This is a genomic window from Crocosphaera watsonii WH 8501, assembly GCF_000167195.1.
GTDB lineage: Bacteria > Cyanobacteriota > Cyanobacteriia > Cyanobacteriales > Microcystaceae > Crocosphaera > Crocosphaera watsonii.
This window is the reverse complement of sequence record NZ_AADV02000108.1, coordinates 1-13,501: the sequence shown is the minus strand read 5'-3', so window position 1 is coordinate 13,501 and position 13,501 is coordinate 1. Positions and strand designations below refer to the sequence as shown.

The 13,501-nt window shown below is 36.5% G+C and carries 10 protein-coding genes and 3 pseudogenes; 6 read left to right on the top strand and 7 right to left on the bottom strand.

Annotation, left to right across the window (positions count from 1 at the left end):
* Positions 1 to 127: 127 nt before the first annotated feature.
* Together CWATDRAFT_RS40355 and CWATDRAFT_RS40350 are read right to left on the bottom strand one after the other, a co-directional pair.
* The gene (locus CWATDRAFT_RS40355) at positions 128 to 583 is read right to left on the bottom strand and encodes a transposase (protein ID WP_232287181.1); all 456 of its coding nucleotides are present in this window, start codon (positions 581 to 583) and stop codon (positions 128 to 130) included.
* Positions 584 to 641: 58 nt separating this feature from the next.
* Positions 642 to 1,478, bottom strand: coding sequence for a hypothetical protein (locus CWATDRAFT_RS40350; protein ID WP_007307356.1), 837 nt, complete (start codon positions 1,476 to 1,478; stop codon positions 642 to 644).
* A 286-nt stretch (positions 1,479 to 1,764) separates the two neighbouring features.
* Between CWATDRAFT_RS40350 and CWATDRAFT_RS23565 the strand changes: the two genes are divergently transcribed.
* Entirely contained in the window at positions 1,765 to 2,514 is a 750-nt protein-coding gene (locus tag CWATDRAFT_RS23565) for a dienelactone hydrolase family protein (protein ID WP_042712269.1), read from the top strand.
* Here CWATDRAFT_RS23565 and CWATDRAFT_RS23560 read toward each other — a convergent pair.
* Together CWATDRAFT_RS23560 and CWATDRAFT_RS23555 are read right to left on the bottom strand one after the other, a co-directional pair.
* Positions 2,503 to 3,474, bottom strand: a complete 972-nt coding sequence (locus tag CWATDRAFT_RS23560) for an SPFH domain-containing protein (RefSeq protein ID WP_007307355.1) — start codon at positions 3,472 to 3,474, stop codon at positions 2,503 to 2,505. The two genes, CWATDRAFT_RS23565 and CWATDRAFT_RS23560, sit on opposite strands and share 12 nt — an antisense overlap.
* A gap of 48 nt (positions 3,475 to 3,522) precedes the next feature.
* Positions 3,523 to 3,987, bottom strand: a complete 465-nt coding sequence (locus tag CWATDRAFT_RS23555) for an NfeD family protein (protein WP_007307354.1) — start codon at positions 3,985 to 3,987, stop codon at positions 3,523 to 3,525.
* Positions 3,988 to 4,134: 147 nt separating this feature from the next.
* On the opposite strand from CWATDRAFT_RS23555, the gene CWATDRAFT_RS23550 reads away from it, so the two are divergent.
* Together CWATDRAFT_RS23550 and CWATDRAFT_RS23545 are read left to right on the top strand one after the other, a co-directional pair.
* Entirely contained in the window at positions 4,135 to 4,587 is a 453-nt protein-coding gene (locus CWATDRAFT_RS23550; protein ID WP_007307358.1) for an ABA4-like family protein, read from the top strand.
* Positions 4,588 to 5,121: 534 nt separating this feature from the next.
* Positions 5,122 to 6,573, top strand: coding sequence for a hypothetical protein (locus tag CWATDRAFT_RS23545; RefSeq protein WP_007307359.1), 1,452 nt, complete (start codon positions 5,122 to 5,124; stop codon positions 6,571 to 6,573).
* Here the strand turns inward: CWATDRAFT_RS23545 and CWATDRAFT_RS23540 are convergent.
* On the bottom strand, positions 6,544 to 7,866 hold the full coding sequence (locus tag CWATDRAFT_RS23540; RefSeq protein WP_007307353.1) for a bifunctional metallophosphatase/5'-nucleotidase: 1,323 nt from the start codon (positions 7,864 to 7,866) through the stop codon (positions 6,544 to 6,546). The two genes, CWATDRAFT_RS23545 and CWATDRAFT_RS23540, sit on opposite strands and share 30 nt — an antisense overlap.
* A gap of 201 nt (positions 7,867 to 8,067) precedes the next feature.
* On the opposite strand from CWATDRAFT_RS23540, the pseudogene CWATDRAFT_RS34455 reads away from it, so the two are divergent.
* Together CWATDRAFT_RS34455 and CWATDRAFT_RS37605 are read left to right on the top strand one after the other, a co-directional pair.
* Positions 8,068 to 9,594, top strand: a pseudogene (locus CWATDRAFT_RS34455) (IS5-like element ISCwa2 family transposase).
* Between the two features lie 28 nt (positions 9,595 to 9,622).
* Positions 9,623 to 9,730 (top strand): annotated as a pseudogene (locus tag CWATDRAFT_RS37605) (transposase); the annotation flags it as partial.
* A 374-nt stretch (positions 9,731 to 10,104) separates the two neighbouring features.
* On the opposite strand, the gene CWATDRAFT_RS23520 reads toward CWATDRAFT_RS37605, so the two are convergent.
* Both CWATDRAFT_RS23520 and CWATDRAFT_RS34445 read right to left on the bottom strand, forming a co-directional pair.
* Positions 10,105 to 10,608, bottom strand: a complete 504-nt coding sequence (locus CWATDRAFT_RS23520) for a hypothetical protein (protein ID WP_007307352.1) — start codon at positions 10,606 to 10,608, stop codon at positions 10,105 to 10,107.
* A 673-nt stretch (positions 10,609 to 11,281) separates the two neighbouring features.
* Positions 11,282 to 12,888: pseudogene (locus CWATDRAFT_RS34445) on the bottom strand (IS1634 family transposase).
* A 120-nt stretch (positions 12,889 to 13,008) separates the two neighbouring features.
* On the opposite strand from CWATDRAFT_RS34445, the gene CWATDRAFT_RS23505 reads away from it, so the two are divergent.
* The coding region (locus tag CWATDRAFT_RS23505) for a reverse transcriptase domain-containing protein (RefSeq protein ID WP_268742652.1) at positions 13,009 to 13,501 on the top strand (493 nt) is incomplete at its 3' end.

The window sequence follows — 13,501 nt, the reverse complement described above, 5'->3', positions numbered from 1 at the left end:
CTTCCCCACCCATTTTGCAAATGATTATCATTATCGTTCATTCTCAATAAGCTCTCTGGTTGCCGACAATTGTTTAGGGTCGGGTAACAGAGAAAAACCGCTCTGGACTTACTTTTCAACCTACTTATCACCCCGTGAGGGCTACCTTTCTTAAACAATTTCCTGCTGCTTGAATATCGGCGTTAACCAACCAACCTTTAGCAGTCTGATACAATCCACGTTTAATCCGTTTTCCTGAGAACTTGTACCCTTTGGGTTTTTCACCATATTTTGGGACTAAATCATTATCAAGAAAACTCGCTTGTGAACTATACGCTTCTTCAATTTCAGTAAAAATGATTCCTACTGACTCTGCTAATTCTTGAATGCGGTTTTTAAGTCTTGCTGTCGGAATTTGTACAAAGTTGAGGCAGTGCGGTCTTGGGGTCTCCCCAAGTGGAGCAACTGCCGTTTGATTATTGGTTTTACCAATATTAATTGAATCTTTCTGTCTGTCATTCCATCCAAAAACAATATTGCCAATTTGATGTCTTAAGCAGTAATGAACAATGAATCTTGCTGCTTTATTAACAGCATCTTTCATCTGACAATTGCGTTTATGAGTAGCTTGTTCTAAGCTATCATCCCAGTAATCTTGGGGCTTATCTTCTTGATGCAGACAGCGAGTGGGGGAAACCCCCAAGACCGCGCTGCATCGCTTGTTTTTGTTTTGCAACGAAACGATTATACCGTTGATTAATTGACTTAACTTTTCTGCCGTTAACAATAAAAGACTTACCTTTTGTTGATATGCAACTAAGCCAATTTTCAACACCGTGATCAATTCCTAGTCCCTGCGAATAATCAAGATTAGAAGCTTTGACTAACTGGGTTTTATAGAGGTATTCCGCCCACAATTTACCATTGCTCGGAACAATTCTTACCTCTGCTATATCTTCTGGTTGAAAATTAACACCACTAGGAATAACAATTAATGGTGTTTCTAATTCTTTTCTTTGAGAATTAGCAATAGGTAAATAACAAATTCCCTCTAATGGTTTATAACGAATATTTTGAGAAGTGAAAGCAACTTGATAAAGACCTGTTTTGCTGTAACTTGGGATTTTAGGTCTATCTTTTAATTCTCCACTAAACCACATTGACAGAAGCTGGTTGTATCCTTTAATGGCTTCCATTACTGATTTAATAGTCTGTTGTCCTTGTTGTCCTCCTATTGCTTGATAATGAACGTCATCCTTGAAATCCTTACAGAGTTGAGCGTAACTGACTTTAATTGGTCTTAAACAGCGACTTATTCGGTAATTATCATTTTTGTCAAACCAAGTTTTATGATTACAATTTTCAAAGTAATCTTGACGAATTGTAAATAAAACAGAATTATATAGCTTATTTGATTGCTCACAGCACCATAGAAGGTAAGCGTGAACTTCATCATCTATATTCTCTGTTAATAAGATTTTCTGAGTGTGGTAGTTCATGTTATTATTATAGCGTTCTGCAATAACATTGCCAATATGGTCAAGAAAAACTTTACAATTAGATTAAGCGATAAAAGACTAGCTAAGCTGAGGCTCTATGCTCAACAGAAAGATAAAACCATGACTCAAGTTTTGGAAGAATGTATTGACAAGTTAAAAATAGATACGAGGGGTTAAAACCCCAGTTCGCTCCACTGCCACGCCTTAAAAGGACGTGGCTATTTCTCGCTCACAGTTTTTTGGGTATGATTAATTGGAGGTTAAACAAAACAATCTCAAACTAAAAATGACACAGTTAAATATTACAACCGAAACCCCTGTTATCAAGAATGGTGATTTAAGTATTGATAGTTATCTTGCGATGCCAGAAAAAGAGGGTATCTTTCCTGGAGTGATCGTTATTCAAGAAATTTTTGGGGTTAACGAGCATATTAGGGATGTTACTAGGCGTTTTGCTCAACAAGGATATGTTGCCATTGCCCCTGCTATATATCAACGCCTTGCCCCTGGATTTGAAACTGGTTATACTGCGGAGGCCATTGATATTGGTAAAAGGTACAAAAATCAAACCAAGGCGGACGAATTACTATCAGATATCCAAGCAACCATTGACTATCTTTATACCTTGCCTCAAGTGAAAAAAAATGGGGTAGGGACTATCGGTTTTTGTTTTGGGGGTCATGTTGTTTATTTGGTCTCTACCTTACCAGAAATTAAGGCCAGTGCCTCATTTTATGGTGCAGGAATTGTTAATTGGAAACCAGGAGAAGACGGAAAAGCCACTGTGGAGTCTACCCCCAATATTAAAGGAAAATTATACGCTTTCTTTGGTGTGGAGGATGCTAGTATTCCTGAAGAACAAGTTGATACCATTGAAAAAGCTTTACAAGATAATAATATTCCTCATCAAGTCTTTCGCTATCAAGGGGCAGAACATGGGTTTTTCTGTGATCAACGAGGTAGTTATAACCCAGAAGCTTCCCAGGATGCTTGGCCAAAAGTCTTAGAATTATTCAAGACTGAATTACTCGGATAAATGACGGTCAATTTTCTCTAAGTCTTGGGTTAATTGTTGATATTCATCGGATTGAAAACCAACCACAGATCGCACCCCTTCTAAGGTGGACATAATATTTCTTGGGTCCATAAACATGACTTTGCTACTGTCACTACTACCGATTTTAACCCCCATATCCAGGTAGTTTTGTGCTAAGAGAAATTGTAAGGCTTCACCAGCACTGGGGTCGGTTTTTAATTTTTCTGTTAGGATATCAATAGCTCTGGCGATCGCCTCGGCTTTTAGTATTTGTTGTTGACGTTCAGCCTCTGCCCGTAAAATTTCGGCTTTTTTCTGAGCTTCTGCCTCTAAAATTCTGGATTCTGCTTTACCCTGTGCGGAGTTAATAGCTGAATCTCTTTCTCCTTCAGAAGTTAAAATAGCAGCCCGTTTTTTTCGTTCAGCAGCCATCTGTAATTCCATAGAATCTTGCACTGCTTTTGAGGGCATAATATCCCTTAATTCCACCCGAGTTACTTTCACACCCCAGGGGTCGGTGGATATATCTAATTCCCTTAATAATATCTCGTTGATTTCTGTTCTAGCTGTAAATGTTTGGTCTAGTTCTAGTTTCCCAATTTCTGAGCGAATTTGCGTTAACACTAGATTAACCATAGCAGATTGTAGGCTTTCTACTTTATAATAGGCTTTCTCCATGTCCATAATTCGCCAGTAAACCACTGCATCAACGGTGATAGAAACGTTGTCTTTAGTAATACAAGATTGTGGGGGAATATCGATCACTTTTTCCCGAACTGTCTCTTTATAAACAACCCGATCAACAAAAGGAACAATAAAGTTTAATCCTGGGCTTAACTTTTTATTATAACTCCCTAGTCTTTCTACTAAATACTCATTTTTTTCATTGACGATTTTAACTGAACCAAAAACCGTTGACCCGCCTAAAAGTAAAATAACAAAAAAGAAAAACTGACCCATTTTAATAACTCCTTAATAACGATTATTTTCGGTGTAGTAAATCTATCTTCATTCATCTAAAGAATCAGGTAGAAATTCTGGTAATACTACTAAAGTGTTGCCTTTTCTGTTCACGATATAGACCTTTTGATGGGGAGAGATTAACATAGTAGGATCTGCACAAATAGCTTGCCAAGAATTACCTTCGTATATAACCCTTCCTGTCTTACCTGGGGCAATTTCTGTTAACGTTTCTCCTTCCTGTGCGTCCCCAACCCTAGAGCTTAATGATTTTTGTTTGGGAACAAATCTTCTTGAACCTACAATAGAAACTGTCGATAAACTTAACCATAAGATTACTTGTAGGGGAAAATAAGGAATCACCAGGGCGATCGCAGCTACAACAATAGCACTAATTCCCATTATAAATGCGACAAAAGCAACGGGAAAAATCGCCTCAGAAAAACAGAGAATAGCACCAGCAATTAACCAAAGTAAGGCTGAACTCACCATCGGAACATAACTAGAAGACATAAGATAATTGAACAGTTAAATTTGATCTTTGTACCAAAACAATTGATAAAAGCACAAAATTTTGTATTCACTCCCATGATAACGCTATTAACCAAGATGGGTTACACTGAAGGAGTGAAAATTTAACTTTCTTAAGGAAAATTTAAAATGATTGATTTAAGTCTCTTGTTCAACATTGCTAACTTTTATGCCTTACCCTTTTGGTTATTAATGGTTATTTTACCGAAATGGGTAGTGACACAAAAAGTCATGTCTTCTTACCTTCCCTTTGTTCCCTTAGCAGGGTTATATATTTATCTTTTTGGGGGTAGTCTTGATCCTGAGTCTGCGGAAGCTTTTTCTAATCCTACTTTACCGGTTTTAGCGCAGCTTTTTAGTCAAGAACCTGTAATGTTAACGGGATGGATACATTTTATTGTTTTGGATTTATTTACGGGTCGCTATGTTTATTTAGAAGGAAGAGAAAAAGGGATTTTTACTATTCATTCTCTGATTTTATGTTTCTTCGCTGGTCCCATTGGTTTATTGAGTCATATTGTTACTTCTTGGATACAGTTAAAAGTTTCTAAACCAGAAGAAATAGAGGCAAGTGCTACTTAATATATTTATCTTTTCTCGATAAATAATATTATCCATAAGGGCATAATATTATTATGCCCCTACAATTTCACAAATATCTGCTTTATTTAGGAGTTAGGAGTTAGGAGTTAGGGGTTCGGAGGCGCGATATTAGCTGTACATATTGACTGTGGGAAATGCTATAAGTTAAGAGCATCGCCTTAAAGCTTTGTGTCATCAAGGTTCCCCGTAGTGAACCAAATAAACTACAGTTTTACTGGTATAAGACAAATCCAGACCATTGTTAAGAAAAGTTTAGTTACTGGACTTAATTAGCTTTCTAATAAAGTAATATATTGCTCAAGTGGGTCATGATTTTTTGTTCAGTATTGCTTATTTTGGGAGAAATTATTTGGAAGTTCAAATTTTCCTGAAACATTTAACACATTTCGTAAAACAATGTCTTAAGGACACGATTGATGAGCAAAGCTTAGAATTGCGAGATTTCAGTATTGTTTTTTGGCGAAATGGTTGATTCAAAATTGCGATCTATTGTTTCTTAATACTAGAAAATCAATGTTACAGAAGATTTTAAATATCCTCAAAATTGAAAAACCCGGCAATTTTATTGAAAAGATCGGCAATTTTATTGAAAATAAGATTAAACCAATATTTACAACACTCTTATATTTGAGAGTACCTTTAACAATTGCCTTATTTTCATTATTACTTTTTGTCTTTGTAGATCAGACTTTAGACATATATCGCTCTATTGCCCTAGAGAATGATATAGACAAGGCAACTATATCAACTTTATTTGTCACCATACTCTCCATCTTAGTATGGTATTCGGGACGGTTATTAGAGTACAAAAAGAAAACAAAAAATCAATTATGGCTGAGAAGATTACCCAGATTATTAGGGGCAGTACCGTTAGCCAGCCTTAGTCTGGGCATTGTGAGAGCTAATAGTGCTGCCCCTAACTTTTTTCTCAATTGTTGGTTTATTATCTGCTGTACCGCTACAATAATGGTCTTTCTATTCTTTATTAATCGTCGCAATCTCTTTAAATCAGAGAATGCTCTAGGTTTTCTCAAGCTCAATAATGTCTTGGCTGTGGAAGATGATAACCAAGGACTATTTAGCGATCGATTTGAAAATATCTTCGTTAATGTTGCCTATATATTATTTAGTGGTTTTTCCCTGCCCATAATTGCTAGCAATTCTAAAACTTCAATTGGAGTCATAGCTATTTTTATTTTGGGAATTTTGGTCAATGGGATTCTTTTGCTTTGGCATAGAGAGCAAAAATTAGACATCTTAATTCTCTACCTAATATCTTTAGCTGCTAACTTCATATTTCTCTTTAAAATGCCGACAGTTGCCCTAGTGAATAACATAGGCACAGTAAGTATTGTCGCTATATCTCTCAGCGTTATGGTAGTTGTCTTTGCAACCATTTATCATTGGGGAATCGAAAATAAAATTCCTGCTTTAACGGCAATCATCCTCTTATTGTTAATTTCCAGTCTCCTTAACTTGAATGACAACCACCAAATCAGACAATTAGCAACCAAAGCAAATAGAGAACTACCAACACTTGAAACCAGCTTTGATAAATGGCTCGCTAGCAGAGAAGATTTTGAAAAATACAGGGAACAAGACAAACCCTATCCAGTCTATCTTGTTTCTGCTCAAGGAGGAGGGATTTTTGCAGCCTATCATGCCTCCACAGCTTTATCCAAACTCCATGATTCCTTGCCTAATTTCTCACAACATATATTTGCCATCAGTAGTGTTTCTGGAGGAAGTTTGGGAGCTTCCGCATTTTCCAGCTTAGTCAAAGAAAATATTGATAATCAAGAACCACTTGAAAAAAAAGCAATTAAACTATTTGGCCAAGACCTTTTATCCCCACTATTATCTATGGGATTATTTCCTGACTTGCTGCAAAGGTTTTTACCTTTCTCAATCAATACTTGGGATAGAGCTATTGGTTTAGAAATCGCTGCGATCGCCTTCTGGTAAATCTGGGTCAAAGGATAACTTAACACCAGAAATTTGCCCAAACTGACCAGATACACCAGGGAGTGCGCTAACACCGTGTTCCAGCACAGCCACAAGTTCCTCTTTGGTGAGGGTGAGTAAAGTTAAGCCATTATTAAAGGCTAAGGTTGTTTGGATATCGTTCTGACTAATACCCCCTTCTGGTTTAATAACCTGGCCATCAACGACAATTTCCTCGTTAGGAATTCGTACCGCTTCTGTTCCACCAGCAGGAACCACCACAGAGCCAATAGAAGCGCGAATACCTCCACCATTTTTAACCGAGGCCACAACCGTTGGATCAGCTTCTTGAGCTTCAGCCAAGTTAGCATCAGCGGTGAGGTTACCCAGGTTGGTTTCTTGGGTGCGAACACCATCAAGATCAAGGGGTTCATCGATTTCACCAGAACGGTTCCCATTGAGGAATACCTCAGAAACACCAAAGACATTGGACTCGGTGGCAATAATTTGAGCTTCGATCGCATCGGCAATCTCTTGAATTTCTGGGTCAATGAAGCCAGCAGCATTAAGATCCGCCACCCCCTGGTCATCGGTTGCATAAGCTCCCGAAATTTCGGGATCGTAGCTTTCGGGAATGATATTACCATCCCCATCAAAGTCAAGCACCAAACGACCTACATACTTGTAACTGCCATCGGTGTTAACCAGTGCGGTTGTGGTGCCACCAGCGTTAGTGATGAACTGGGGATATTCTCCTTGGATAGAATCACCTTCTCGGGGGCGATCGTTTTCATCAAAGAGACGGGTATTAGAACCACCAGCAACGATGATATCCACATTTTGCAGACGCTCTGCTAAACCTTCCTCAATAAAGAGTTGCTGCATATGAGCCAAGAGAACAACTTTGTTCATGTCTGGGTTAGCAGCCAATAAAGCATCAACCTCTAGCTGAATTTCCCTCGCTAAAGCATCGAGTTGTTCTGCTGTGGGGTTGGTATCAAAGGGACTGGGTGAAATACCCACATTACCTGGAGCAGAAATACTGCCGAGGGTGGGAGTTATGGCACCGATGACACCGATATTTTCCCCATTGACATCAATCACAGTTGAAGATGTAACGCTATTAGGTTGAGGAGCTTGCCCACCGGCAACCTCTAAACCTGCCAGGTTTTCATAGGTGGAGAAGTCGAGGTTAGTAGAGAGGTAGGGGAAGTTAGTTCCAGCGAAGTCAGCACCGAGGATTTCTCCTTCAGCCTCACCACTGATTAAACCCCCTAACACCCCTGTACCCAGGTCAAATTCGTGGTTACCCAAGGCGATCGCATCGAATCCCAGTTCGTTTTGAATTTGGATATCGGCAATACCTCCTGAACCAAATAGGGTTTGCTGAATAAAAGCAAAACCCTATTTTTTAAAAGGTTACACCCATATTCGCGATCGCAAAAAAGATCAGCTTTGTCGGCTACAAACCGCTATAATTGGTAGAAACACCTCCCAGTTGTTGGTCAAGAACAAATGTATCGAAAAGAGGAGCAACCTTTACCGCCCCCAGAAAAATTTGAATTACCTTTCGAGGGCAAATTGTCCCCCAATAATCGTTGGGTAATCATGGCAGAGTTGATACCTTGGGATGATTTTGAGGAAGAATATGCTAAACTTTTTTCAGCAGAAAAAGGTGCGCCAGCCAAACTATTTAGAATGGCATTAGGGACATTAATTATTAAGGAAAAATTAGGAACAAGTGATAGAGAAACTATAGAACAGATTAGAGAAAATCCCTATCTACAATACTTTATAGGTTTAAATTGTTATCAACAAGAGCCACCACTGGAATCTTCAATGCTAGTTCATTTTAGGAAAAGAATTGATGGAGAATTGATAAACAAAATCAATAAAAAAATAGTAAAAAGAGAAATAGACAAGAGTGATAAAGAAGTAAAAAAAAAGGATTGTCTCCAAGAAAAAGGAGAAAAAATAAAAAATAAAGGTAAACTAATTTTAGATGCGACTTGTGCGCCAGCAGACATCAAATACCCAACGGATTTAGGCATATTAAATCAAGCCAGAATTGAGACAGAAAGAATAATAGATAATCTTTATAAACCATTAAGAGTAAAATTGAGAAAAAAGCCGAGAACTTCTAGAAAAATTGCTAGAAAGGAATACTTAAAAGTAGCTAAAAAACGAAAAGTATCTTATCAAGAAAGAAGAAAAGCTATCGGGAAACAGTTAAAATACCTTAAGAAAAATTTAGGAAATATAGAAGACTTAATTCAAGCTGGGGCTTCCCTGGAAAATCTGAGTAAAAGACAGAAAAATTGTCTAGAGACTATCAAAAAAGTTTATGAATAAAAACAGTCAATGTGGGAGAATAAGACCCAGAGTGTTCCTCAAAGAATTGTAAGTTTAACTCAACCGCATATTCGTCCAATAGTGAGGGGAAAAGCAGGAAAACCAATAGAGTTTGGAGCTAAACTCTCAGTAAGCTGTGTAGATAACTATGTGTTTCTAGACAAAATAAGTTTGGAAAACTTCAATGAATCTTGTCATTTAAAAGAACAAGTAGAAAAGTATAAAGAAACGTTTGGCTATTATCCCGAATCCGTCCATGTAGATAAAATTTATCGAACTAGGGAAAACAAAAATTGGTGTAAGGAAAGAGGGATAAGAATCAGTGGTCCGAAGTTAGGAAGACCTCCGAAAAATGTCAGTGAAGAAGAAAAGAAACAAGCCCACTCCGATGAATGCTTCCGTAATACTATTGAGGGAAAGTTTGGACAAGCTAAACGAAGATTTAGCCTAAATCTCGTGATGACAAAACTCCCTGAAATCTCCATTACATCTATTGCTATTACATTTTTAGTTGTCAATCTTTCTAAACTTCTGAGGCAGTTTTTGTCGCTTTTTTTGTCCTTATTTACTAATAATAGAACAGGGGAACTCATCAAACCGCCTTTCATTAATTTTGATTATACTTTAAACAATTTTTATGTACTAAAACTTATTGATTTGTCAGAAAATTCTTGGTCAAAAGTGGCATAAATTTTGGAGAAACTTTTTCAGCAAACCCTATTATAAACCTGTCTTATGGTCAAGCTCTTATTGCGTAATTTCTGCTGGTGGTGCGCCCCTAGAAGTTATCAAGAAATATATTCGGAATCAAAAAACTCCCCAATAAGTTCTGCCCTGGCGAGAAATCCCTCGATTTTCGTTCCTCAATCGGGGATTTCTCGCCAGGAAGAGGTTAACGTTCTGACAAACTAATGGGGTGAGTCGATTATTCCAAACTAATTCATTTAACCTTGATGGTGAAGTATCTTCATTGATTGCTTCTGCTTTGAGTTGTGCGAGTTCGTTATTGTTCATGGTGAAATTGGTTAACCAATAGAATTAACTGCATCTATCAAGCATAGATGCAGTTAAAAATTGAATTTAAAAAGAATTAAGGGAAAGATAAACCTTTTTTGATTTATCTCATGCTTCTATAATACCACAAGAAACCCCGAAAGTCAAGCTAGGAGGGACTTTGAGGTTCCTTGTGGTATTAGAACGCTACTCTGAAAATAAACTTTCAGGTAAAGGACTCGATCCTTTTAAGTGGTGGTTAGCGTAATCTTTGGTAATTCCATACTTGGCTTTACCGATCGCTCCTAAGAACTCAATTCCGGCTCGTGCCTGATCTTGAGTTCTTATTACGATGCTTTGATCCCCTAATGTTGCCACCCATTGATCCTTATTCTTAAAAACAAAAAATTCGTCTCCTTCACAGTTTCCTGAGAGAAGGATTTTGTGTTTTTTTGGAATAGATAGAGTAGGTGAAAACTTATAATCTAACCCGTCTAAGAACGCATTAAATAGCTCTTGATTAGCTATTTTCAAACCTTCAAAACCGACCAATAAGACGTACCCTAGGTATGCTTTCTTGCGATCGTTACAATCTAGCTTTTTAGTTCTAGGTGTCACGCCTTTGCCAATAGCTACCCTAAAGCCATTCTTATCGCTCACAAGGTTTATTTCGCATTCTTTTAAGAAGGTTAAGAAGTGGTACGTAATCATTGGTTATTCCTCTAATTTTATTGCCTCCTATTTTTGGAGACTTGAAACCATGACACAACTTTATACCACCATACTTTATAGTATATAACAACTACTCTTGTAAGTCAAATTAGGGCAAAATTAGGGTTTAAATCGATTCGTTATCTTTCCCTCCTTACTTCTAAATGCCTCTGTAACAGCCGGTATTTCCCTTTAGGGGTTAACCCTGGTCAGGGAAGTTAACGCCCTAAAAACACCCTTAAAATGGGGGTGATATTACTACCCTACTATGGAGTAATATGTTGCTCGACAGCACAAAAAAACCGCGCTTATCTAGAGCGCGGTTAAAATTATTTGTTTTGTCCAGGGTTAAAACTAGCTTTTTTCTACTTCTTTTTGCCGTAAGTTTTTAAGCGTGGTGGCGGTGCTTTTTAAAACCCAGATTCCGCACTTCAAAATGTAGTATAAAAAAATACATAGTTTTAAAAAGTCCGAAAATCATACCTGGGCAAGAATATTTCTCTTTTCATTAAATTTTTAGGAAAAATAATCAAATTAAGAAGATTTATACTCATTGAAAACTTAGCAAGACTCAGCACAAACGAAGGAAAGTTTCCTCTTCTCATTTGATATCATTAGACTCTTACTCTTTTATTATTTTTGCTTTATCCAATTCAATTTATAGATAATATCTTTAACAAGATGCAGGTAATAAACTCAATATAAAACGCCTTTCTTCTGTTAAATTGACAATTTGTTTAACTCCGTTTAAAATCACATAATGAATACCTTGAAAACATTGAAATATCCACCTCAAAGTCGGACGCAATGTTACTTTCCCTACTTGATTATTTATTCCTTTTTTGACTCTTTTTAAACAATTTCTTAATTCTCTTTGCCCCAAGTTATAAATCAACAAACACAAAGACATTAAAAATAACATTGTTTCTATTCTTTCTGGTTTTTCAACGAAGAAACTATCAGTAAAAAATAAGGGATCTTTCAAAAATCGAAATCCTCTTTCCGTAGATTGCTGGTTTTTATAAGTTATCAGAATTTCACTAGCTTCTAATTTATTTTCCTCTACTAAGTTAGTTGCTAAAATAAATTTTCCTGCTTCTTTAGTCTTTCTACTTATCTCTTCATCTTTTTTGATGATCAGACTAATCATTTTATAAATCTTTTCCTTTTTTTCGAGTAAGTTTCAATCAGTTCAACTTCTTTTATTTCCAACAATCTAATTTTTTATAATAGCTTTAATTTATATCGAGCAGCTTGGAGGATGTTCAAATTCTTCAGATTGTATTTCTTTAAGAAATTTTTGGGATTTCTTCTCTTCTTGGAAAAGTTGTTTTTCTAGTTTGTCCAAATCACTTTTCTGTCTTTTTCACTCAAGACTATTAACCAAGTTTGCTTGATTCCACCATAAGTAACAATTTCTTCTTTCCAGGTATAACTTTCTAAATTTAGGTCACTTCTTTTTTCTTTATCTTCATCTTTTACTTCTTCCACCTCTATATTTTGCACTAATTCTTTTGCTTTTTTTATGGTCATTGGAACTCTCGTTATCCATTTTAAATGTTGGATTAGTTGGAGATTTTCTTGACCATATAAAGCACTATCACAAACCATGATACTATCAAACTTTATTTGCTTTTTGAATTCTACTAAAACTTTTCCAAATACAGCTTTATCAGATTCATTTCCATCTCCTACTCTCACAAATAATGGAATATCTCCATCTTGGCTTGTTATTAAATCCAAGACACATTGTTTTAAGTCTGGTCTATGATCCCGAGAATATCCTTTCTTAATAAAAATTGGTCTTTCTTTAATAATTTTTTCTTCTTCCTGTTTCTCTTTATCTTCTTCCCTTTTATATTCTCCATCTAAATGAAATGATGTGGAATCTAAATGGGAGTATTTAAGGTCTATTTTAAATTTTTTAATTACTTCTAAAACTACTTCAATAAAAATATCATTTAGTCCATATTTATATAATTCATCCATTACTCTCCCAATTTTATCATCATTAAGGTAATCAGGTTTAATTCTTTCTCCTAACAATTTCTCAATGGCTTTATCTTGAAAAAACTGACTGAATAAATATAGAGGTCTTGAAACAAATCCTAGTCCATTGATTAAAATAGACTTAACTACTGTACCTGCTGAGATTTTTTCTCTAACATCTATTCCTAATTTATTATTAATTATTTTGACTATTCCTATTTCATCAATTAAACCAGCTACTATCCCTAAATGGTCTAAATTTTTAACTTGTATTTCTTCTAAATAAGACATTTTTCGCTCTTTTTTTACAGAGGAAACAACTTAAGCAATTATCCCACTTTTTTGTCTTCAAGAGCTTAAGCAATTATACTTAATTATTAACCCCAGGCTTGTAGTATTTAATGCTACTTTTTGAAGTGCGGAATCTGGGATTTAAAATCCGACTCAAACGGATTAAATAAAAGAATCTTAGAGCTAGACATAGAAAAATGCTTCGACAGGATTAACCACACCTCAATCATGGAAAGGGTGATAGCCCTCCAGACAATCAAGACTGGGATATGGAGATGCTTGAAAGCAGGTGTCAATCCAGAATTTCCAGAACAAGGAACCCCCCAAGGGGGGGTGGTAAGTCCACTATTAGCTAACGTCGCATTGGACGGTATAGAAGACATCCATTACAGTATCCGCTATGCGGACGATATGGTTGTCATTCTAAAGCCTAAAGACGATGCCGACAAGATACTCAAAGACATACAAGAGTTCCTAGCAGCCAGAGGACTAAAGGTAAGTGAAAAGAAAACCAAACTCGTCAGAGCGACAGAAGGATTTGATTTTCTAGGCTGGCACTTCAAAGTGCAAACCAACGGAAAGTTCAGATGCGTCCCATCAGAGGACAATTACA